23 protein-coding genes are annotated in these 22,689 nt (G+C 55.6%); 9 read left to right on the top strand and 14 right to left on the bottom strand.

Annotated elements, in window-relative coordinates; genetic code table 11:
* Positions 1-248 precede the first annotated feature (248 nt).
* The 7 genes from TH468_RS20355 to TH468_RS20325 form a co-directional block, all read right to left on the bottom strand.
* Complete coding sequence (locus TH468_RS20355) at positions 249-821, bottom strand: YceI family protein (protein ID WP_085646266.1); 573 nt, start codon at positions 819-821, stop codon at positions 249-251.
* 2 nt (positions 822-823) lie between these two features.
* A complete protein-coding gene (locus tag TH468_RS20350) occupies positions 824-1,378 on the bottom strand; it encodes a cytochrome b (protein ID WP_085646265.1) in 555 nt (184 codons plus the stop codon).
* A gap of 73 nt (positions 1,379-1,451) precedes the next feature.
* Positions 1,452-2,045 (bottom strand): YceI family protein, encoded by a 594-nt coding sequence (locus TH468_RS20345; protein WP_085646264.1) that lies wholly within the window; start codon positions 2,043-2,045, stop codon positions 1,452-1,454.
* A gap of 420 nt (positions 2,046-2,465) precedes the next feature.
* Entirely contained in the window at positions 2,466-2,909 is a 444-nt protein-coding gene (locus tag TH468_RS20340; RefSeq protein WP_085646263.1) for a DUF2155 domain-containing protein, read from the bottom strand.
* A 3-nt stretch (positions 2,910-2,912) separates the two neighbouring features.
* Positions 2,913-3,158, bottom strand: a complete 246-nt coding sequence (locus TH468_RS20335; protein ID WP_139834775.1) for a hypothetical protein — start codon at positions 3,156-3,158, stop codon at positions 2,913-2,915.
* 154 nt (positions 3,159-3,312) lie between these two features.
* Positions 3,313-3,810 (bottom strand): outer membrane lipid asymmetry maintenance protein MlaD, encoded by a 498-nt coding sequence (mlaD, locus tag TH468_RS20330; RefSeq protein ID WP_085646262.1) that lies wholly within the window; start codon positions 3,808-3,810, stop codon positions 3,313-3,315.
* A 156-nt stretch (positions 3,811-3,966) separates the two neighbouring features.
* Positions 3,967-4,329, bottom strand: coding sequence for an NADH:ubiquinone oxidoreductase subunit NDUFA12 (locus TH468_RS20325; RefSeq protein WP_085646261.1), 363 nt, complete (start codon positions 4,327-4,329; stop codon positions 3,967-3,969).
* A 956-nt stretch (positions 4,330-5,285) separates the two neighbouring features.
* On the opposite strand from TH468_RS20325, the gene TH468_RS20320 reads away from it, so the two are divergent.
* From TH468_RS20320 to TH468_RS20290, 7 genes are all read left to right on the top strand, one after another.
* A complete protein-coding gene (locus TH468_RS20320; protein ID WP_085646276.1) occupies positions 5,286-9,002 on the top strand; it encodes a vitamin B12-dependent ribonucleotide reductase in 3,717 nt (1,238 codons plus the stop codon).
* A gap of 101 nt (positions 9,003-9,103) precedes the next feature.
* Positions 9,104-9,688 carry an isochorismatase family protein gene (locus TH468_RS20315; protein WP_085646260.1) on the top strand — a complete coding sequence of 195 codons (585 nt, stop codon included), beginning with the start codon at positions 9,104-9,106 and terminating at the stop codon, positions 9,686-9,688.
* Positions 9,689-9,868: 180 nt separating this feature from the next.
* Entirely contained in the window at positions 9,869-11,698 is a 1,830-nt protein-coding gene (locus tag TH468_RS20310) for an autotransporter outer membrane beta-barrel domain-containing protein (protein WP_168177201.1), read from the top strand.
* A gap of 419 nt (positions 11,699-12,117) precedes the next feature.
* Positions 12,118-13,749 (top strand): autotransporter outer membrane beta-barrel domain-containing protein, encoded by a 1,632-nt coding sequence (locus TH468_RS20305; RefSeq protein ID WP_168177200.1) that lies wholly within the window; start codon positions 12,118-12,120, stop codon positions 13,747-13,749.
* Positions 13,750-13,951: 202 nt separating this feature from the next.
* Positions 13,952-14,164, top strand: a complete 213-nt coding sequence (locus TH468_RS20300; RefSeq protein WP_085646257.1) for a DUF3185 family protein — start codon at positions 13,952-13,954, stop codon at positions 14,162-14,164.
* A 149-nt stretch (positions 14,165-14,313) separates the two neighbouring features.
* Complete coding sequence (locus tag TH468_RS20295) at positions 14,314-15,159, top strand: class III extradiol ring-cleavage dioxygenase (RefSeq protein WP_085646256.1); 846 nt, start codon at positions 14,314-14,316, stop codon at positions 15,157-15,159.
* 42 nt (positions 15,160-15,201) lie between these two features.
* Positions 15,202-15,624 (top strand): secondary thiamine-phosphate synthase enzyme YjbQ, encoded by a 423-nt coding sequence (locus tag TH468_RS20290; RefSeq protein ID WP_085646255.1) that lies wholly within the window; start codon positions 15,202-15,204, stop codon positions 15,622-15,624.
* A gap of 15 nt (positions 15,625-15,639) precedes the next feature.
* Here the strand turns inward: TH468_RS20290 and TH468_RS20285 are convergent, their stop codons facing one another.
* The 3 genes from TH468_RS20285 to TH468_RS20275 all read right to left on the bottom strand — a co-directional run bounded on the left by TH468_RS20285 (position 15,640) and on the right by TH468_RS20275 (position 19,224).
* Complete coding sequence (locus tag TH468_RS20285; protein WP_085646254.1) at positions 15,640-16,272, bottom strand: TetR/AcrR family transcriptional regulator; 633 nt, start codon at positions 16,270-16,272, stop codon at positions 15,640-15,642.
* A gap of 67 nt (positions 16,273-16,339) precedes the next feature.
* A complete protein-coding gene (locus tag TH468_RS20280; protein ID WP_246832394.1) occupies positions 16,340-18,058 on the bottom strand; it encodes a phosphoethanolamine transferase in 1,719 nt (572 codons plus the stop codon).
* A gap of 194 nt (positions 18,059-18,252) precedes the next feature.
* Positions 18,253-19,224 carry a DMT family transporter gene (locus TH468_RS20275; RefSeq protein ID WP_246832393.1) on the bottom strand — a complete coding sequence of 324 codons (972 nt, stop codon included), beginning with the start codon at positions 19,222-19,224 and terminating at the stop codon, positions 18,253-18,255.
* Positions 19,225-19,400: 176 nt separating this feature from the next.
* On the opposite strand from TH468_RS20275, the gene TH468_RS20270 reads away from it, so the two are divergent.
* Both TH468_RS20270 and TH468_RS20265 read left to right on the top strand, forming a co-directional pair.
* Complete coding sequence (locus TH468_RS20270; protein WP_037987824.1) at positions 19,401-19,865, top strand: RidA family protein; 465 nt, start codon at positions 19,401-19,403, stop codon at positions 19,863-19,865.
* A 147-nt stretch (positions 19,866-20,012) separates the two neighbouring features.
* On the top strand, positions 20,013-20,972 hold the full coding sequence (locus TH468_RS20265; RefSeq protein ID WP_085646253.1) for an NAD-dependent epimerase/dehydratase family protein: 960 nt from the start codon (positions 20,013-20,015) through the stop codon (positions 20,970-20,972).
* Positions 20,973-20,987: 15 nt separating this feature from the next.
* On the opposite strand, the gene TH468_RS20260 is transcribed toward TH468_RS20265, so the two are convergent.
* The 4 genes from TH468_RS20260 to TH468_RS20245 form a co-directional block, all read right to left on the bottom strand.
* Entirely contained in the window at positions 20,988-21,155 is a 168-nt protein-coding gene (locus TH468_RS20260) for a DUF3309 family protein (RefSeq protein ID WP_085646252.1), read from the bottom strand.
* Positions 21,156-21,218: 63 nt separating this feature from the next.
* Entirely contained in the window at positions 21,219-21,575 is a 357-nt protein-coding gene (locus TH468_RS20255; RefSeq protein WP_085646251.1) for a hypothetical protein, read from the bottom strand.
* Between the two features lie 70 nt (positions 21,576-21,645).
* Positions 21,646-22,065, bottom strand: a complete 420-nt coding sequence (locus tag TH468_RS20250) for a hypothetical protein (protein WP_139834774.1) — start codon at positions 22,063-22,065, stop codon at positions 21,646-21,648.
* 171 nt (positions 22,066-22,236) lie between these two features.
* Complete coding sequence (locus tag TH468_RS20245; protein ID WP_246832392.1) at positions 22,237-22,593, bottom strand: multidrug efflux SMR transporter; 357 nt, start codon at positions 22,591-22,593, stop codon at positions 22,237-22,239.
* Positions 22,594-22,689 lie beyond the last annotated feature (96 nt).

Genomic DNA, 22,689 nt, shown 5'->3' with positions numbered 1-22,689 from the left:
ATCGAAACCGTCAATGACAATGCCGGCAAGGTTTCATCAGGCACGACCCAGCTTGCCCAGACCGCCGAAAAGCTCGTCACCGAAGCCGTGTCCCTCGACGAAGCCGTCGAAAGCTTCCTTGCCGAATTGCGCCGCAGCGCCTCGGCCTGATCCAAAGCTGATCTCTACTAAACTCTGCGACCCAAATGAAAACAGCCGCCCCGATGGGCGGCTGTTTTACATCGATCAGAACCAAACAATGATCCGGATTATCGGGTCGCTTCGATATCAATGCGAATGGTGACCTCGTCGCCAACCTGGCTGGTATCGCTCCATTGACCCTGCCCGACGCCAAAGTCGGTGCGCTTGATCACAAGCGTCCCTTCGGCATCGGCTTCATTGCCCTCGATCTCAAGCTTGAAGGGTAACGCAACTTCCTTGGTCACGTCACGGATCGTCAGATCGGCCAGTGCTTCATACTGGCCCGGGCCAACTTCCCGGAACGACTTGGTTTCAAACTTTGCTGTCGGCCACTGGGCGACATCAAACCAGTCTGCTGAAATGATCTGGCTGTCGCGATCGGCATTTTCGGTATCGACCGATGCAATATCGATCAGAACGCTGACCTTCGACCCGGCAAGATCATCCGGCGAAAATACGATATCGGCGGTGAATTTATTGAACTCGCCCTCGAAATCCGCACCCAGTTGGGTACCAACAAATTCGATATCGCTGTCATCGGCTTTGACCTGCCACTGATCAGCGGCAAAGGCCGGTGCGCCAATGGCAATCGCCGGAACAACCACCGAAGCGCGCAGAATATTTTTAAACAAAGACGTCATGATCAATTCCCTTTTCCCGTCCCCGGAAGCATCCGGCGGAGCGTCGCATCGCGATTGATAAAATGATGTTTGAATGCGGCAGCAACATGAAGCCCGACAAGGCAGACAATCGCCCAGGACAATATCCAGTGCGTAAACCGCAGTTTTTCATAAAGTACCTTGTCCGGACCGACCAGATCAGGAAGGGTGAACAGGCCAAAGACACTGACCGAGAAATTCGCCGCCGACGACATCAGCCACCCGCTAAGCGGCATGGCCAGCATCACGGCATACAAGGCAAAATGCGCAAGCTTCGCCGCCTGACGTTCCCATGCCTTTTCGCCCAGCCCTTCCGGTGTCTGTTCGGTCAGACGCCAGATGATGCGTAAAACCACCAGCAAAAGGATGGTCACACCAATCGATTTATGGCGCGAAATCCATGCCAGCTTTTCCAGTCCCAGCGGCAGAAGATCCATATACCAGCCAATCGCAAACATGGTGACAAACAGGATCGCAATCAGCCAGTGAAACCCCTTGGTCACCGGACCAAAGCCCGTTTGCGTACTGCGAAGCGCCATATGTGATCCTTTCTGATCAAAAACAGACACACCGGCGGGGCCATCATCTGCCGCCGCCGGTGTGTCTGTATCATTATTTCTGTTTCAGGAACTCGGCCGAAATCTGAAGTTCTACTTCGTCGCTGACAGCCGGAACCAGATAGTTCATGCCATATTCCGAACGGGTCACCGTACCGGTCGCGCCAAAGCCAAGAACATGATCACCGGTCATCGGGTGATCGCCTTCGCCGGTCAGCGTCACGTCCAGGATCAGCGGCTTGGTTTCGCCAAGCAGGCTCAGATCGCCGGTAATGGTTGCGGTCTTTTCACCGGTCAGCTCGACCGAGGTGCTTTTGAACGTCGCGGTCGGGTGGTTTTCAACATCAAGGAAATCACCCGATTTCATATGGTTATCAAGCGCTTCAAGGCCGCTATCGACTTTGGTCAGATCGATCGAAATGATCGCCGACGAAGCTTGCGGATTTTCACGATCCAGTGTCAGTTCACCACTGGCACCACCGAAACGGCCCTGATAGTTCGAAAAACCAAGATGGTTGACGATAAAGATCACGCTGGTATGCGTCGGATCCATTTTATAGCTCTCGGCCGCCTGTGCCGACAAAGCCGCCCCCGAAAAACCGGCCACAATCGCCAGTGCAAAACCGGCCTTTTTCAACGAAGTAAACATATGCACATCCCTTGTTTCAAAATCGTTCGACGCCAATATCGCATCGCAACAAACTGACCATAGGATGACAGTCCGCAACCTCGCCCTCAAGCCGGGCAGTCCGCAACACTCATTTTCTCATATGGAAACAATCATCGGCGTTTCCGCCTTATTTTATCCAGAATGAGAACGGTCTTATATTGAAACTAAAATCACTGCACTTTGGCCGCAATTTCGCGCAACAACAGGCAAACGGCGCATCATATTAGCTGCGAATCCCCCGCATGACGTAACGTAAAACCGCTTAAAATCACGCCGTCACAAATCATCCCATCCAAACAATTGCGGCCGACATACTTTGCATCGGCCAGCATTGGGAAACAATTGATGATCGGAAGGTTTTGGGGACACATGGCGCATCACGCATTCCCGGCGGCAAGATTATTCCGCAGGTGCCGGTTGCCCCTGTTCGCTGGCCCCGGTTCCCTGATTGCCTGCATCAATGCATTCCTTGACCCAGACGTCATAAACCGGATGTTCAAGGGCTGACAGACCGGGAGTGGATGCAAACATCCAGCCGGAAAACAGCTGATCAACCGTGCCACTGGCATCTTCGCGCTGGTCCGAGATTTCAAGGAAACTGGCACTTTCCGGACGTTCTTCCGGCGGTGTGCGATAACAGGCATCCACCCGGATCGAAAGGGTGCCGAATTTAGCCACCTGCCCGACCGGCACTTCAAAGGTTGAAATACGCGCGGTGATTTTATCAAGCCCCTGAAGCTGGGCGATCTGTGCGGGGCGGTAATCCAGCGCAAAGGCAGATGTCAGGGTCGCTGCCGAAGTCATTGCGGCAACTGCTGCGCCCGCCAGAATTCTGATTTTCATGATTTAGTCCTGATCGTCTGGCTTGCCATAAGGATTGTGCAGCTCTTCAACAACGCTGCGCATCACCTGGCGGAACTGTTCCTCGTCGCAGCCCATCAGCAACGCGTCTTCCATGGCGTCCTGCATCATTTCACGCAGTTCGCCGAAATTCTCGTTCAGAACCTTGATTTTCTCCACACATGAAAGCGGCGCCCCTTTCGGGTCCTGCCATGTCGGGAAATTCTTGTTCATGCTTTCAGACTTGCTCATCAATTGGCTCCGCTGCCTTTCGATCTGCTCTGGATATCTGCCGAGAATATCGGTGTCGACATCGCGTTCCGCAAGCTGCCCAAAGGATACTCGGGGGAAACTGACCTGCAAAACCGGCAAAATCATGGCCGCCTTGCCGGTCTGCTGTTTCTGCCTATTCCGGGCTTTCCGATGAATTGCCACCCGACTCATTATTACCGCCACCTGAACCACCGCCGGACGAATAAATCACCTGCCCGATCAGCTCTTCGAGGTTGACCGACCCTTGCGTGTATTCAATCTCGCCACCCGGGGCCAGCATATCGATATCCCCGCCAGGCTCGAGCGACACGAACTTGCTACCCAGCAAACCGTCCGATGCAATCTTGGCCGAACTGTCGGTCGGCAATTCAATATCCGAACGCACCGTCATCCTGACGACGGCCATATAGGTCTGCGGATTCAATTCCTGTGCCGTGACCGAGCCAACCTTGACCCCCGAAATCCGCACATCGTTGCCAACCACCAAACCGTCAACCCTGTTGAAGTTTGCCGAAAGTTCGTATCCGTCAACAGACTCGATGCCCGCCCGGGAATAGGAATAGGCCGCAAAGCCAACCGCCACTGCGATTACGGCTGCCCCGGCAAGGCTTTCGATCAGTCTGTTGCTCATGGATACGATCCGTCTCTGGTATCTTGTTGATCTGCATATTGTCTTGTGCGACCCGAAAAAACAACCGAGTCAATCACCATTGGGCAAAACACGCTAAAAACACAACCGGGCGCCAACATGTTGTCGCGCCCGGATGCAGAATATATCGATCTTTGATCAGCCTTCCGGCGACCATGCCTGATAGTCACCGGTCGCTTTCGCACGCTGGCCGCCACTATATTCATGGCCTTTCGGGCGATAGGCATGCTTGGTTCCCGTCAGGTTCGGCAGATGTTCTTTCTGCCAGTCATAACGGTCTTCGGCCTTTTCCGACAGCGGCGCATCAACGGTGTAATGCAGCCATGCATGCCATTCAGCCGGAACCTTGGAACCTTCGGTAATACCTTTATAGATCACCCAGCGTTTCGCACGGCGACCATTGGCGGCTTTCTTTTCGGTATAATAGATATTTCCAAAACGGTCTTCGCCGACGCGTTTGCCATACAGCGCGGTAAAAATGCGGGTCCCGACGGTGGCCATGTGTGGTCTCTCTCCAGATCTGGTTCTTCCGCCTTTGGCGGCGCGCAGACAAAAGGCCCGTAAGTGCAAACCGGTGTTTGCTGGCGGGCCTGATTTCGCGGCCTGTGTCCGGCGGTCAATAAGGACCTTATATGTCGTGATGTTAGCGCAAAGTCAATGTTTCAGACAGGTGCAGATACCGCATTTCCCGCACACGGTCGCCCGAAACCGCCACAGACACACAATATGGGGTATGACTCCGCGAAAATACCGCCAAAACAACCCACAACCACTTGTGTATGCCCGACTCATTGCAACACAATCATCACGCCGCCTTGTCCACCTGTTTATCCACAGCATTTCAACGCGAACGTTTTGAAACATACCCTGCCCGGCTTGAAAATTCGCGCCGGACGGAACCAACGATTTTCACATAAATATCAAAATGTTATCGAACTTTTTCGTGCTAACAAAACAACGGAAACAAGATTGTTTGCGCTTGATGCTGGATTTCAAATCCAAACGGCGTTAGCTTGTTTTTGCGTTGTGGGGGTTATCTCGTCCCGGCACAATATGTAGTCCGAGTCTTACGGGCTTGCCCTCGCCGCCGCCGCGGCAAAAGCGCAGTATTCCGCGGGCTTGCAGCGCGTTTAAACAATCTTAACGAGATTTTCCAAACATCAAATATGCGCGGCATCAATTGAACCACTACATCTAGTGATAAAAATTGATGTCAACCACAAAGTTTGGTGGACGAGCCCGAAATTTTCCCCTTATAGTCCTGCCCACGGACAGGACGGTTCCAAGGGGGGACAACCAAGGAACCACCACCACAGATTACCGAATTCCGTTCGCCCAATCATGGCCATTTATAAGGGCCAGGGGGCAGCGTATGAGCGTTGAGCAAACTATGTAATGTTCAGGCCGTGTTGGTGCTTATGCGCACGACATCAAGTCTGACCAAAACGGAGCAGACCATGCGGATCAGCAGAAAGTTCACCCAGGAAGGTGTCAGCCCTTACGCAGACATCGATTTTCGTAAGTCATCCTGCGTCATCAAAAACCCCGATGGATCGGTGGTCTTTGAAATGAAGGATATCGACGTGCCGTCATCCTGGTCGCAGGTGGCAAGTGACGTCCTTGCGCAGAAATACTTCCGAAAGGCGGGTGTTCCGGTCGCGCTGAAACCGGTCAAGGAAAAGGACGTTCCGTCCTGGCTCTGGCGTCAGGCGCCTGACAAGGCCAAGCTTGAAAAAATGCCGTCGGAATCGCGCTATATCAGCGAAACCAGCGCCACCCAGGTCTTTGACCGTCTGGCTGGCACCTGGACCTATTGGGGCTGGAAAGGTGGCTATTTCGATGCCGAATCCGATGCGCAGGCTTTCTTCGATGAAATGCGCTATCAGCTTTCCCACCAGATGGGTGCGCCGAACTCGCCGCAATGGTTCAATACCGGTCTGCATTGGGCCTACGGCATTGATGGCCCGGCGCAGGGTCACTCATATGTTGATTTCAAAACCGGCGAACTGACCAAATCGGCCAGCGCATACGAACATCCGCAGCCCCATGCCTGCTTCATCCAGTCGGTTTCCGATGACCTCGTCAACGAGGGCGGCATCATGGATCTCTGGACCCGTGAAGCCCGCCTGTTCAAATTCGGCTCCGGCACCGGTTCGAACTTCTCGAATGTGCGCGGCGAAGGCGAAACCCTTTCGGGTGGCGGCCGTTCTTCCGGCCTCATGAGCTTCCTTAAAATCGGTGACCGCGCTGCGGGCGCCATCAAGTCGGGCGGCACCACGCGCCGTGCGGCCAAAATGGTCGTGGTGGATATCAACCACCCGGACATCGAAAACTATATCGACTGGAAAGTCATCGAAGAACAGAAGGTCGCGGCCCTCGTCGCCGGTTCGAAACTGGCCGAAAAGCACCTGACCGAGGTCCTGGCTGCCTGCACCAATTGGGACGGTGCCGCCGATTCCGAGGATCGCTTCCTGCCGCGTGCCAACCCGCAGCTCAAAGAAGCCGTGCTGGCCGCCCGTGCGGTGATGATCCCCGATAGCTATATCAACAAGATCATCGAATTCGCCCGTCAGGGCTTCACCGAAATCAGCTTCAAGACCTATGACACCGATTGGGACTCCGAAGCATACCTGACCGTTTCGGGTCAGAACTCGAACAACTCGGTTCGCGTCTCGAACGACTTCCTTCAGGCTGTTCTTGATAACGGTGACTGGGAACTGATCCGCCGTACCGATGGCAAGGTTTCCAAAACCCTTGCCGCCCGCGAATTGTGGGACAAGGTGGGCGAAGCCGCATGGGCCTGTGCCGATCCGGGCATCCAGTACGACACCACCATCAATGAATGGCACACCTGCCCGAATTCGGGTCGCATCAATGCGTCCAACCCGTGCTCGGAATATATGTTCCTTGACGATACGGCCTGTAACCTGGCGTCGCTGAACCTGATGAACTTCCGTTCGGATGATGGTGGCGTTGATGTCGCGGCATATGAACATGCCGTGCGTCTCTGGACCGTCGTTCTGGAAATCTCGGTTCTGATGGCGCAGTTCCCGTCGGATCGTATTGCCGAACTGTCCTATCGTTACCGCACGCTTGGCCTTGGTTATGCCAACATTGGCGGCCTGCTCATGAGCATGGGCATTCCCTATGACAGCGACGAAGGCCGTGCGATTGGCGCGTCCTTGACCGCAATCATGTGTGGCGTTTCCTATGCCACCTCGGCCGAAATGGCGTCCGAACTCGGTGCCTTCCCGGGCTATGCCGATAACGCCAAGGAAATGCTGCGTGTCATGCGCAACCATCGTCGTGCCGCACATGGCGAACAGGAAGGCTACGAAGGCCTGTCCATCAATCCGGTGCCGCTGGTTGCCGCCGATTCCCCCTATGCTGAACTCCCGATTGCCGCACGCGCCGCTTGGGACAAGGCACTGGAACTGGGCGAAAAGCACGGTTACCGCAACGCACAGACCACCGTTATCGCGCCGACCGGCACCATTGGTCTGGTCATGGATTGCGACACCACCGGGATCGAGCCGGACTTCGCCCTTGTGAAATTCAAAAAGCTTGCCGGCGGCGGTTACTTCAAAATCATCAACCGCACCGTTCCGGTTGCACTGGCAACGCTCGGCTATACCGAACGCCAGATCCGCGACATTGAAAAATACGCGGTCGGTCATGGCACCCTGGTCGGTTCGCCAACCATCACCCATGACGATCTCAAGGCCAAGGGCTTTGACGATGACGCGATTTCGAAAATCGAAGGCGCACTTGCCAACGCATTCGACATCAAATTCGTGTTTAACAAATACACCTTTGGCGAAGAATACTGCGTCAAGCAGCTTGGCCTTGATGCCAAGGCGCTCAACAGCATGGACTTTGACATGCTGGCCGCCCTTGGCTTCGACAAAAAGCAGATCGAACTGGCAAACACCTATGTTTGCGGCGCGATGACGCTGGAACAGGCCCCGCATCTGCGTGACGAAGACCTTCCGGTATTCGATTGCGCCAACCCGTGTGGTCGTATCGGCAAACGTTACCTGTCGGCTGAAAGCCACATCCGCATGATGGCCGCGGCACAGCCGTTCATCTCGGGTGCGATTTCGAAAACCATCAACATGCCGAACAATGCCTCGATCCAGGATTGCAAGGACGCCTATATGCTGTCCTGGCGTCTCTGCCTCAAGGCAAATGCGCTCTATCGTGATGGCTCGAAACTCAGCCAGCCGCTGAATGCGGCGCTGGTCGAAGAAGACGATTACGCCGATCAGCCGACCGCAACCAAGGCGGCCGCTGTTTCCGAACAGATCGTCGAAAAAATCATCGAACGCGTCATTCGTGGCGACCGTCGCTCCCTGCCGTCGCGCCGCAAGGGTTACACCCAGAAGGCCACCGTCGGCGGACACAAGGTCTATCTGCGCACCGGTGAATATGAAGACGGCAAACTTGGCGAAATCTTCATCGACATGCACAAGGAAGGCGCTGCTTTCCGGTCGCTGATGAACAACTTCGCCATCGCGGTTTCCATCGGCCTTCAGTATGGCGTGCCGCTGGAGGAATATGTCGAAGCCTTCACCTTCACCCGCTTCGAGCCGTCAGGCATGGTTTCCGGGAACGACGCCATCAAAATGGCAACCTCGATCCTTGATTACATGTTCCGCGAACTGGCCATTTCCTATCTGGGCCGTAACGACCTAGCCCATGTCCAGCCGTCCGACGTTCTGCCGGACGCCGTTGGCAAGGGTGTGACTGAGGGCGACCTTGGCGAGGAAGCCAAGGCCGAAGACCGCGCGATCGAAACCATCCGCAAGGTCGCATCCAGCGGCTTCGTGCGTCGCAACCTTTACGTTGTCGATGGCGGTGCCCCGGTCGAAGAACGCGTGATCATGAAGGCAACCGGCACCGATCATGCCCAATCGCATGATCATGGCCACAGCCATCAGGCCGAAACCGCCAGCATCGCAACCACCGCTGCCCCGACCAGCAGCGAAACCGCGATCCTGAACGCCAGCGAAGAAGTCATGTCGGCAACGGATGCCAAAATGGACCGCATCCGCGAAGCCCGCATGAAAGGCTACGAAGGTGACGGTTGCCCTGAATGCGGCAACTTCACCCTTGTCCGCAACGGCACCTGCCTGAAATGCGACTCTTGCGGAAGCACCACGGGCTGCTCGTAAGGGCCCCGGCACCACCGCAAACCTGATCTGATCAGTAAACCGGCCGGGATTAATGTCCCGGCCGGTTTTGTTTTTGCCCCCGGATCCAAAAAGAACACACAATGTCCCGACCCGCTTCCGACCTCGCTTTTGGCAATGAAACCGCCCTTATCGTCCTTGACGTGCAAAAGGCCATCGACGATCCGAAATGGGCGTCAAAAAACAATCCCGGCTATGTCGATAAAATCGTCGATCTGCTGGCGGCTTTTCGCGCAGCCAGCCTTCCGGTGATCCATATCCGCCATGACGAACCCAATCCTGCCTCGACCTATCACACCGATGGTCCGGGCAACGCGATCAAACCCGAAGTCGCCCCGCTGCCCGGCGAACCAGTGATTGCCAAAAACGTCAATTGCGCCTTTATCGCCACCGATCTTGAAAAATACCTGCACGATCATGGCATTACGCGTCTGATCTTTACCGGTGTCGTCATCCACAATTCGATGGATGCCTCGATCCGCGTCGCCCATTGTCTGGGCTTTGATGTCATCCTGCCGCTTGATGCCACCACCGCGATTGACGTCACCGACGCCAAGGGTGTCCGTCACGATGCGCAAACCGTTTTTGACCTGTTTGCCGCGGTTCTGGGATCGGAATATTGCACGCTTTCGACCACGGATGATGTGATAGCCGCCCTGCCCGCATAACGATAATGTGGCCCGAAAACCGGGGCCTCTATCCACTTTGCGCAAACCCTATCCACTTAGTGTCAGAAAACGACACAATCCTCCCTTTAAGCGTAGCCCTCCCCATACGCCGCCCCTAAAGCTCTTGCAGCGGACCGATCTATCGGCACCGATCAAAAAGGGATGTGGGCATGGCAAATAATGAATAAGATCAGAAGCACCTTCAAAAAGGAACGATCTGATCGTTCGCACCTCGCCGGGTGCAAATCTGTCGTGAAAAAAGGGCTTTATGCGCTGGCCCTGACGGGGTTATCGCTGCCCTTTGCCAACAGTGCATTCGCACTTAGCGCAGGCTGCAGCCAGTTAAACATTTTCTCAGGAACCTCGGATGGCTTGCAGATCTCCAGCGTCTTTAATGCGAACGAGGTCGCCAAAGTTACCTTCACACATGATAATCCCGCTGCGACAATCAACTATACCTTTACCTATAAGGACAATATTAACACTGGCAACAATCAGACGATCACGAACGGCAGTTCTGAAAAAGGCGACACCATCACCCTGTCCTTCGAGATCCCAGAAGATACCACAGACGGCCTCCTTCGCTTTGAAGGCGTCGGCGCGACATATATCATGACAGGTGCCTGCGCTCTCAAAGCAGAACCGGCCGCGTCATCCTCCGCCAGCACGTCGTCCGCCGTTATCAATGCCGTCTCACGCGCTCAGACCACAGTTATCCAACAGAATATCGGATCACGTATCGCATCCACGATCGGCAATACGGGTACGGGTATTGGCAATATCACCACAGGTGGGCTAGACACTCCCGAGATCGAGAATGCCAACCTTGTCGACATGCCCCCCAAAAACCGCAAAAACAACATCACCGACCGCGATGATGCCCTGCGTCGCATGGCGATGATGGGAAGCTTCGACAGCTCCACCGGCCTTGGCATGAATATGCTGGGACTTGGCCCGACAGATCAGGGCGATGTTGGCGGTGCCGGCGGCATTGATGGACGTGCGGCCTTCGCCACCACATCCCCCTTTACGGTTTGGGGCCATGGCTCCTTTACCTCGGTCGATAACGACCATGTCAGTGGCACCACTGACAGCCGCTATGACGGCGATGTCTGGGGCTATAATGTCGGGCTGGATTACCGTTTTGCCGATGCCCTGATTGCCGGTCTGTCGCTTGGCTATAACGACACCGACCTGACAACATCCTTTAACAATGGCAGCTATCAGGAAACCGGCTGGGTCGCATCGCCCTATGTCATCTACCGCCCGATTGAAAACCTGACCATCGCGGGCGAAGCCGGATATGGCATGGGCAATATTGATGTCACCCGCGACAATGGTGCCGTATCGGGCAATACGGACTCAGACATGTGGTATGCCGCCGTGACCACATCTTATCGGGTCCGCCCCGTTGAAACCCTGCCGGTATCCCTCACCCCGTCACTGGCCTTTATCGCCGCGCGCAAGACGGTTGATGCCTATACCGAAAGCGACGGCACCGCCAATACCACCACCCGATCCAACACCCGGCAGATCAGACCAGCCATCGAGGCGGCCTATGATTTTACACCGACCCAAAGCCTGATCATCTCGCCTTTCATTGAAACCGGCCTGATCCATGATTTCACCGATGAAATCAACAATGACAAAACCGCGTTCAATATCGGCGGTGGTGTGCGACTGTCCGACAACCTTACCGGGCTGAATGCAGCACTTGAAGGCAACTATCTTGCCGGGCGTGCGGATTACACCGAATACACCATCGGCGGCACGGTGACTTATGGCTTTACCCTGACCGGGGATGATGGCCGATCCCTTGGGATCGTCACGCCATTCTTTGCCAGCAACCTCAACGAATATGGCAATCAGCGCATCCGCACCGGATTTGGCTTTGATACCGGTCCGCTTACCAGCGAACTTGCACTCAGCCACATGATGTCGATTGCCAATGACGACGATGACAACACCGATACCAGCAGGCTAGAAATCCAAATATCGATGCCGTTCTGATCTCTGGCGGGCGACGCGGTCAAACCTGACATTGCCCGCCCATTGCCGTGCTGGCAACTGATTGGCCAAAGCCTCGCTTACGCCTGCTTTATCATCGTGTACGTAACATCTTGCAATTAAGTAAATTTTCTACTTATAAATCAACCCATGCGTGCCATTCTCTGTTTTCTAAAACCAGCAAAAGAACGGCGAAACACGCGAAAGACGATTCCAAGGGGACATATATGGGCAAACGGAAAGTATCTCTTCTAAAGAGACCAGTCGTGCTGGGGATGGCACTGATAGGCGCAGCATCAATTATTTCCACTGACGCGTTTGCAAAAAGTGCAGGCTGTACGGCGTGGACGTTTAACGGCAGCACAAACGGCGTAAGTGGTTCGACTTCGGCGTTCGAAGTAAACGAAACGCCAAAGGTCAAAATGACAAACAACAATGGCGTCGGTATACCTTATGTCTTTACCTATACAGACATCACCAACGGCAACCAGGTGATCACGCGAAGCGGCACGGTCAATGCTAGCGATACAGTGACCGAAACGATTACCATCCCACGTGACACGACCGGCGGTCGGTTAAGCGTGCTGATCAATAACGGCGTCGTTCCGTCCCTCTTATTGGACATATCCTGCGCCGAAGCGGTAGCGCCAACTCCCGGATCATCCGAAAAAAGCCAGTCCACAACATCTTCGACCGTCGTATCATCTGTCTCACGTTCCCAGACGACCGTGATCTCACAGAATATTGGTGCTCGACTTTCCGCTGTTAGCACCCCGGCTGGCACCGCAACGGGCGGATCGACCTCCGGCGGCGGGATTGGCACCGGCAGTGGCAGCGCCGGAAACAGCGATGACAATGATACAAATGCCAATCTTGTCTATGACCCGGCTTACCACCGAAGTGCCCCCAACCTGACCGACGATGATAACGCCCTGCGCCGCATCGCCATGATGGGAAGCTTTGATAGCTCAACCGGTGAAGGCATGCACATGCTGGGCCTTGGCCCGACAGATCAGGGCAATACCGGCGGTGCCAGTGGTGTTGACGGCCGCACCGCTTTTGAAACCGCATCCCCCTTCACGATTTGGGGCCACGGATCATACACGTCGGTCGATAACGACTATGTCAGCGGCACCAATGACAGTCGCTATGACGGTGATGTGTGGGGCTACAATGTCGGGCTGGATTACCGGTTTGCCGAAAGCCTGACGGCGGGTCTGTCTCTTGGCTATAACGATACCGACCTGACCACATCCTTCAATAACGGCTCCTATCATGAAAAGGGATGGGTCGTTTCACCCTATGCGATCTACACCCCCGTCAGCGGACTGACCATTTCCGGCCAGGCAGGCTTCGGCATGGGCGACATTGATGTGACGCGCGATAACAATGCGGCTTCCGGCAACACGGAGTCTGACATCTGGTACGCCCAGCTCAATACTTCCTACATGATCCGCCCGCACGAAACCGTGCCATTCTCTCTGACGCCGTCCGTGGCCTTTATCGCCGCACGCAAAACGGTTGATGGTTACACCGAAAGCAACAACACCGCCGTTGCCGGCACGACTTCGAACACCCGGCAGATCCGACCGGCCATCGAAGCCGCTTACGATCTTGCGCCAACCCCGACCCTGATCGTGACGCCTTTCATCGAAACCGGTCTGGTCCATGATTTCACCAATGAAATCAACAATGACAAAACCGCGTTTGAAATTGGTGGTGGTGTCCGGCTATCCGAATCCGCTACTGGCCTGAGCGCTGCTCTTGAAGGCAACTATCTTGCCGGTCGTTCGGACTATAACGAATACACCATCGGCGGCACGCTCATTTACGGCTTTGAACTTGTTGGCGATGATGGTCGCTCCATCGGGATCGTCAAACCGTTCTTTGCCAGCAACCTCAACGAATATGGCAGTCAGCGTATCCGGACCGGACTTGGTTTTGATACCGGTCCGCTTACCAGCGAACTTGCACTCAGCCACATGATGTCGATTGCCAACGATGATGATACCGACACCAGCAGGCTCGAAATCCGCATGTCGATGCCTTTCTGATTTCTGGCAACCAGCCGTCCGATACAATCCGCAACGCCCCCGGTCACAGGCCGGGGGCGTTGCGTTTCACCATACATCCAGCCAGATCAATTATTTACCCGCGGGAACAACTTCGCGAAAGCCGCGTTGTGATCTCAGTTAAACAAATCCCGATTTCCGGGACACGAGCAAACGCAACATAAAATAATAACAGGAGCCCCCAATGCCCATCAGTCGTATTGCAGGCATCGTCATTTGTATCATCGGCATTGCCCTTTTGATCGTTGGTCTCAACGCGTCCGATAGTGCAGCCGATCAGCTCTCCGAAACCTTCCTTGGCAGCTATACCGATGAAACGCTCTGGTATCTGATTGCCGGTGGTGCCGCCGCAGTCGGGGGCTTCATCATGATGATGTTCGGTGCCAAGGCCCGCTAATCCTTCCTGATCCGGGTGTTGCCATTGTTTCCCCAAACCGCCCTTTCGCGTGCAATGGCAACACACTGTTGACGAACGGTGACTGGTCAGGGGGCCCAAACAGGCACATATTCGCAATCAATGTTTTGTGAATGTCGAGGTGCCCCACCATGACCAGTCCCGTTGCAAACCGCGTTTCCAGCCCCGTTTCTGCCACCCCGCAGAGCAATCTTGCGCCGATCTTCATCTCGCACGGATCGCCAATGCTGGTTGCGCGCCAAAGCACCCCGGCCTTTGATTTCTTTGCCCGCGATCTTGGTGATCTGTTCGACGGCGCACGCGCCATCCTGATCGTATCGGCCCATTGGCAAACCGCGACGCCGACCATCTCGACCGCGGCACGCCCGGACACCATCCACGATTTTTACGGCTTCCCCAAACCGCTTTATGACCTGCATTACGATGTTGCGGGCGATCCGGCACTGGCCCGCGAAATCGCCGGTCTGATCGGGGCAGAAACCGATGCCACACGCGGCCTTGATCACGGCGCATGGATGCCCTTGATCATTGCGCGGCCCGGCGGTGATATCCCGGTGTTTCAGCTCTCCATGCTGGGCCATGGCAGCCCCGCTGATCATTACGAACTGGGTAAAAAGCTGCGCGCCCTGCGCGATCTGGGCGTTCTGGTCATCGGCAGTGGTGCCATGACCCATAATCTGCGCGCCCTTGACCATAACGAGGGCCCGATTGATCCATGGGCGCAGGAATTCACCAACTGGATGCTGGGCAAACTGGCCGCCCGTGATATCGATGCCCTGCTTGATTACCGCGCACAGGCCCCTTATGCCGCCATGGCGCACCCCGAAGACGATCACCTGATGCCGTTTTATGTGGCACTCGGTGCGGCGGGTGATGATTTCGTGCCCGAAACCCTGCATGACAGTTTTGAATTCGGCAACCTTGCCATGACGGCCCTGCGCTTTTACGATCCCCAAAGCGCCATTGCGGCGGCCTGATCACACCGATCATCCCGGCCGCCCGAACCAAAGCGGGATGCCATGCTTACGCAAGATCAGACCACGCTTGAAATCAGCACCACCGGACAGGGCCTTGTTGAAATCACCGATCAGGTCCAGTCATGGACCCTTCAAACCGGCATCAAAACCGGTCAGGTGACAATCTATTGCCGCCATACCTCCGCCAGCCTGACGATCCAGGAAAACGCCGATCCCGATGTGGTGCTGGATCTTGAAACCTTCTTTGCAAGACTGGTGCAGGAAAACCCGAGCCTCTATCGCCACACCGCCGAAGGCCCGGACGATATGCCGGCCCACATCCGGGCTTCGCTGACCGATGTGTCGCTGACCATCCCGGTCACAAACGGTCGTGCGGTTCTCGGCACCTGGCAGGGCATCTATCTGTTTGAACACCGTCACGCCCCACACCGCCGCCAGATCACCCTGCATCTGATCGGGGAATAAGCCCGGCTGGCCGCCCTACGCCGCCATTTCCGGTCGGCGCAACCAGATGCCTCTGATCTGGGTGTCAAGCAGGTCGCGCAATGTCGCGCACATGTCTTCACAATCGTAATTCTCCGCCCCGACATGCTCATGGATGGTGAACAAAAACAGCGCGATAACGGTTTTGTGGATCGCTGCGGGTTCGATTGCCGGGTTCAGTTCCCCGTCAAGCTGCGCATCCTCGATCAGGCGCATCACCGCATCAATCAGGCCGCTACCGCGCATCAGCTCCTTGACTGCCCCCTTGCGCGGTGAAAACACCAACTGCTGCAAAATCACCTGCCAAAGTCCCGGCTGCAACGCGATCTGCGCAAAGCGATAGGATGCGATATGCATCAGCTTGTCGACAAAGCACCATTCGGGCTCCATCGTATGCAGCCCCTGCTTGATCGCATCGGCCAGATGGTCACCAACACTGGAAATAAGCAATTCTTCCTTGGTCGGAAAATGGCTGAAAATCGTGCCTTCGGCAACACCGGCTTCCCTTGCGATTTCGCGCGTGGATGTCCCGTCATAACCCTGCGCGTTGAAACATTTGCGCGCCGCGATCAGGATGTTTTCACGCGTCTGTTCGCGTTTGGTGGCACGGCGGTTCACACCGGTCTGCATAAGACATCCCCTGTTTAACTGAGCACACTCAATGAGCATGCTCAATTAAACCTGATGCCTGCCGCTGTCAATTGCCTGTCATTTCGGGCTGCGTTTCAAGCTCCGCCTGATAGGTGGCGTTTTCGCAAGGAGCAAAGATATCCTGCCCCTTGCGATAGACCGATGTTTCAACCCCCATCACGCCCAGCACGGTTGAAAACACATTGTCATGCGAAAAGCTGCCGGTTCTGGCCTGATCGCTAAGACAGACGCGATTGATCCCGTGATCGGCGACAAACCCGTCCGACGCCCAGACAAACATCGGCACCCGCGTCTGTTCGTCCGGGGCAAACATGTATGGCGCGCCATGAAGATACATGCCGCTTTCGCCAAGCGATTCCCCATGATCGGACACATACAGCAGCACGGTATTGTATCGGTCCTGATAGGACTGCAACCGTTCCACCAGCCTTGAAATCACAAAGTCGGTATAGCGGATCGTGTTGTCATAGGTATTGATCAGCTCCTGCTGCGTGCAGTTTTCAATATCGCTGCGCGGGCAGTCGGGGGTGAAAAACCGGTGTTCATCGGGATAACGTTTGTAATAGGTCGGCCCGTGGCTGCCCATCAGATGCAGGGTCACCAGCCGGTCGCCCGCCATCGCGGCAATCTGTTCGTCAAGACCGTCCAGCATCACCTCGTCATGGCAGGTGCCATTACCGCAATATTGCGGGAAATCTTCGGGTTTGATGTCAACATTGGGGATGCGGTCACACGCCCCTTTGCAGCCTTCGTCATTTTCCTTCCAGAACACCGAAACACCGGCCTTCGCCACCACATCCATCAGGCTTTCGCTATGGCTGGCGACCTCGCCATTGTAATTGGCATGATCCATGATCGAAAAAATGCACGGTACCGAAACCGCCGTTGCCGTCCCGCAGGACCGCACATCCTGAAACGCCAGCATCCCCGGAATTTTCTGGGTGAATTCCGATGTCGGGCGGGTATAGCCATTGGCCTGCACGCTTTGCGCGCGTGCCGTTTCCCCGATCACCAGAAACATCAAAGTCGGCTTGCCGTTGCTTGCGACCTTTACCACCTGATGGGCGTCATTGCCGACCGTCTGGAATGGCATTGATGACGATACATAACGCCGTTTGACATACTGAATACTGCCCGTCACGTAATTGACCGGCGAAACTTCCTTGCCCAGCACTTTGTGATTGCGCCCGACCGATGCGTAATCCTTGAAATAAAGCCCGGCAATCCCGCCAAAAAACACCAGCGGCACCGCAATCATCGCCACCCGTTGCACAAACCCGCGCACAATACTGCGCGGATAGCGCACCGGCAGCAGGAACAGGAAAATCACCGGCACGATCCCGGTCGCGAAAAACCAGATCGCCGATTGCACATTCAGATACGAAAACGCTTCGGCGGAATTGGTTTCGACCACATTTTCAATCATGCCGCGGTCAAACACGATACCGTATTTGACCATCGCATAATTCGCAAGTGCGCCGGTCAAAATCAGCAGGGCAAAAAACGGCTTCAAAAGATATTTGAACGAAAACGGCGTGAATAAAACGATAGACCCCAGCAGCAAAACAAACGGCGCACTGGCCGCAAAGCCAAGGTCATAGGCCTCAAGCTGCCCGAGAATTTGATAAAAATGCCCCAGAACCTTCCAGTTCAGGACAAGCGCGAAATAAACCGCCAGCCCGACAATGACAAAGCGATAATCAATCGGGGAAAAACGCAATCGCATCCGGCCAAAAAAGCGAACAGGAAGGCTGAAACGGGACATCGGCACTCGCACAAAAAGGGGCAAAATGCCCCACGCCTGCGCTGCAATGTCTGTCCTCGTTTGGCAACCGGACCAACAATGCCGGGATCAACCCGATCACGTGGGGCAACCGGTCAACAAACCGGCCCCCGATTGCTATCAATCGAAACTGACAGCAACCTGAACGGTGCCTTCATGCCTTTGCAAAAGCTGGCTCAGGCGGCTCGCTTACGCATTCTGCTTTGCCGCAGCCCCAGATAACTATGCGTCGCCAGCGTCGCGATCACGATTGATCCGCAAATAAGCGTCGTGCGGCTTGGCACCTCATCAACCACCAGCCACACCAGAAGCGATCCGAAAATCGCCTCGTTCAGCATGATCAGGCCCGCCTCGGCCGCCGGGATTTTCTTGGCCCCGGCGGTAATGAACAGAAACGACAGCGGCAACACCACACAGCCCAGCAGGATCAGCCACAGCGGATCAAGCGGCTCAAGCGCCAGCGGGTCTGCGCTTGGCGCCATCACCAATGTCGCCAGAAACGCGCCCACCATCATCGCACGCACCGCATCAATATGAATGCGCGTACCGACCACGTTGAAATAACACGCCATGCAGATCGCCGTACCAAGGGCCAGAATATCGCCAAGCGTATTAGCCCCGCCAAACCCCGCCCCGACAATCGCCGCAAGCGATACAAACACCACAACCGACGCAATCCATGTCCGCATCGCCAGAACGCGCTTGAACACAAACACCGCAATCAGGGCGGATAATAACGGGGTTGCGGCAATGATCACCAAAGTATTCGCCGCATCGGTATTGCGGATCGACAGGATGAAACACGCACTTGTGCCGCCATAAAACAGCCCGGCCAGCATTTCATCACGGGTCGGCATCATTGCATGGCGCAATGACTGACGACGTCGCATCCCGCGCCAGAACGCGATCAGGGCAAGCGTGCTGCCAAGGATCAGCAACCGCCAGAACGCGGTCGTCATGTCATCGGCCTTGACCAGCCTTACCAGAAGCGCATCGGGACTGATGATCAGAACCCCGATCAGCACCAGCCACGCACCGTGCAAATCGGCAATTTTAAACCGTCCTGATCCCATTTCGTCCGCGTCCCCTGATTGTTTTATGCCACCCGTTTCGGGCTTGGCTTTCTTGTGCGATGGATTGCGATCCATGACAAATCCAAATTTCTCATCAATCGATCAGCGTTGCTTATGGAAGGTCGCCGCCGCACGCCATCTCATGTCACGCCGCGCCACGCCATTTCACACAAAAGAAATGGTTTTGTTTGCGCGCCAACGCCGATAAGTTGGAACCGTTTTCGCCACACCAAATCACGAGGATCAAATCCATGGCCGGAAAAATCGACGCTCGCCTTGCCGAACTCGGCATCACCCTGCCCCAGGCAAACGCCCCGGTTGCCAATTACGTGCCCTATGTCCGTTCCGGCAATCTTGTGCATGTCTCGGGTCAGATCACCATGGAAAACGGCGAACTGAAATTCATCGGCAAACTTGGCCGCGACTATCAGGTCGAAGACGGCCAGAAAGCCGCACGCCTCTGCGCGCTCAACCTCATCGCACAGGTCCGTGCCGCGATTGGCGATCTTGATAATGTCAAACGCGTCGTCAAACTGAACGCATTTGTCAATTCCGATCCCGCCTTCACCGATCAGCCCAAGGTCGTCAATGGCGCATCCGACACCATGGTCGAAGTTTTCGGCGATGCCGGCAAACATGCCCGCTCTGCGGTTGGCGTTGCGTCCCTGCCGCTCGGCGTTGCGGTCGAAATCGACGGCATCTTCGAAGTCGCGTAATCGCCCCGATCCAAGGGTACAAAATCGCGCAAACATCCAAAAGCCGGGCTCATGCCCGGCTTTTTTGTTTTCCGCAAAATTCCCGCTTGACCTTACCCTTACTTGAGGTTCTATGAACGAACGCATCACGAATTCAGGAGAATTGCGATGCGTGTTTTTATTCTGGGTGGAAGCGGCCTGATCGGGACGGCAATCGTGCGCAATCTGGTTTCGGCCGGGCATCATGTTTTTGCGCTGGCACGAAGCGAAAACAGTGCCGCCCATCTTGCCGTCATGGGCGCATGGCCGATCCGGGGCGATATCCACAATCCCGGCCTGTGGTGCGATAAACTGCCCGTCGTCGATGCCGTCATCCATGCCGCATGTGATTTTTCGGCTGATATGGGCGGGGTTGATGCCGGGACGCTGATCGAACTGCTCCGCACCCTGCATCGCCAGTCCGGGCCAAAGGCCCCGGCCCTGCCGCGCTTCATCTATACCGGCGGAAGCTGGCTTTACCCGTCAAGCAAATCCGATGACGCCATCCATGATGAAACCGCGCCCTTTGCCCCGCAGCCGGGCTTTGAATGGATGATCGCAGGCCTGACCAAAATCCTGTCCGATCCGGCCCTGCATGGCATGGTGATCCACCCCGCCACGGTCTATCGCACCGATCCGCCGTCTCGCACGAGCCCGACCTTGCCGGGCGGGGCGCTTCATGACATGGCACGCAGGGCGCGCGATGAAAACCGCGTCCGGATTGTTGGCGATGGGCCGGGGGATGAAGTCGTCTGGCCGCTGATCCATGCCGATGATCTTGCCGACCTTTACCGGCTGGTGCTTGAAAACGGCGAACGCGGCCAAAGCTATATCGGGGTTGGGATCGAAGGCATCGCGACCGGCGATCTTGCCCGCCAGATCGCCCGGACCTTTGGCCGTGCTGATTGCGAGGTCGAGCATATCAGCCCCGATGACATCGCCCGCGAATACGGCGAATGGGCGCGGGGCCTGGCGCATAGCCACCGCATGACCAGTCAAAAGGCGATCCGCGAACTCGGCTGGCAACCACGCCACACCGATATCACCCGTGACCTGCAAAGCTGCTGCGGGATTTCCGCAGCAGCCTAGGGATCAGACCGTGGATCAGATCCGGCCAAGCAGGACCAGTGCGATGACAACAATCAGCACGACGCCAAGCAATCCGATGCTGCCATGGCCATAGCCGTAGCCATATCCGCCAAAACGTCCGCTAACCCCGCCAAGCAGGAAAATCACGAGTAATACGACAAGAATGGTACCGACTAACGACATTTGGTCGTCTCCTGCTGTGTTGAAAATAATCTGAAAGTCAAATCACACCCGTCACGACCGCCTTTAATCATGCGGGCCGGACGGCGTTTGTTGATGCGACAACCGCAACCAGACGCCGTCATCATGCAGATAGGTCGATGTACAAAGTGCTTCATAGATTGGGTCTTCGGCCCGTTCGGCCGATACGCAATAGGCCAGAACCGCAACATCACCCTTGCGCGTGATCGCAAGATCGCCGAACGCCACCGTCCGCCATCTTTGCGCGACCGCGTTGTTACGCCAGATCGCCTCATCCACAAGAATGCCCGCCGGATAGGGCAAAACCGCAATCGCCCCCTTGGCCGTCAGGTGATGAACACCATCCGCCCCTTCGGTCCAGAAACGTTTTTCAAGCGCCCATAGATCGTCTTTGTCTGTCATCAATTGGCCTTTGCGCACAATTTGGGAATGAATCCGGATACAAAGATCGGTCTGGTGGCGGATGAGGTTTCTATTTGCCGAACCAGAAAACGGCGATCTGCACCACCAGAAACGCAATCGCGACCATCAGATAAAGCCGGTTGCCAAGGATATCGGGCAGTATTGTGCCTTTGCTTGCGCTTGCCTGACGCGTGCGATCCACCAACTCCCCGCCGGGCAGGCCCGCAATCATTCGGCTGACCGCCTCGGCACGTCCGGCAATCACAGATGGCACATCAGTAAAGCGCGCAACAAGCCCGTCAAGCCGTTCCCACGCGGATTTTCTCGGCAGCGCCGCAAGGTCGGATGCCTCCTGCCACGGATCAAGGCCAAGCCGTGCCAGCATCGACAGAACCGTAACGCTGGTTCCTTTGCTGTCATCGCCAACCGGCATTTGCAGGAACTGGTCGTATTTTGTGTCAAGACCGATAGACGAGGAATAATGCGCCACAACAAGCCCCATAATCAGCACGGTTCGGGCTGGCCGGATGAACCGATCCCGAAGTGCTCCCCCGGCATATACCGGGGCTGAAAAAGGAACACCTGTCGGCTATTGTAGTCGACAATTGTATTTTCCGGACTGATGCAGGTTAGGGTTGTTGTTGAAAATCGTGCTGAAATCCTAATGCTTGCCGCTGATCGCGTTAAGCCCGACCACACCGCCAATGATCATCAACAGGAAGACCGCCTTTAATACGCTCATCGGCTCCTTGAAAAACATCATCCCGATCACCGCCACCGCCGCCGTGCCAAGCCCCGACCACACGGCATAGGCCGTGCTGACCGGGATCGTGCGCAACGTCAATGACAGTACCCAGAAACTGACCCCGTAAAGCAACAGGGTCAGAACCGCAAAGCGCCAATCGGTAAAACCGTTGGAAAATTTAAGCGACACCGTCCCGACCACTTCAAGGCAGATCGCACCCAACAGATAAACCCACGCCAGCATCACCAACCCCTTCACGGTCAAAGATTTCATGCACGGCCCAACATGGCCAAAACCGCATAAACCGGCAAGCATTCACACGCAGAAAAGCCCACAGGCGTCTCATAATTAGAAATATCTAAAAAACAA

The sequence above is a fragment of the Thalassospira sp. MCCC 1A03138 genome (assembly GCF_002115785.1).
Taxonomy (GTDB): domain Bacteria; phylum Pseudomonadota; class Alphaproteobacteria; order Rhodospirillales; family Thalassospiraceae; genus Thalassospira.
This window is presented reverse-complemented; position numbering and strand designations above follow the sequence as displayed.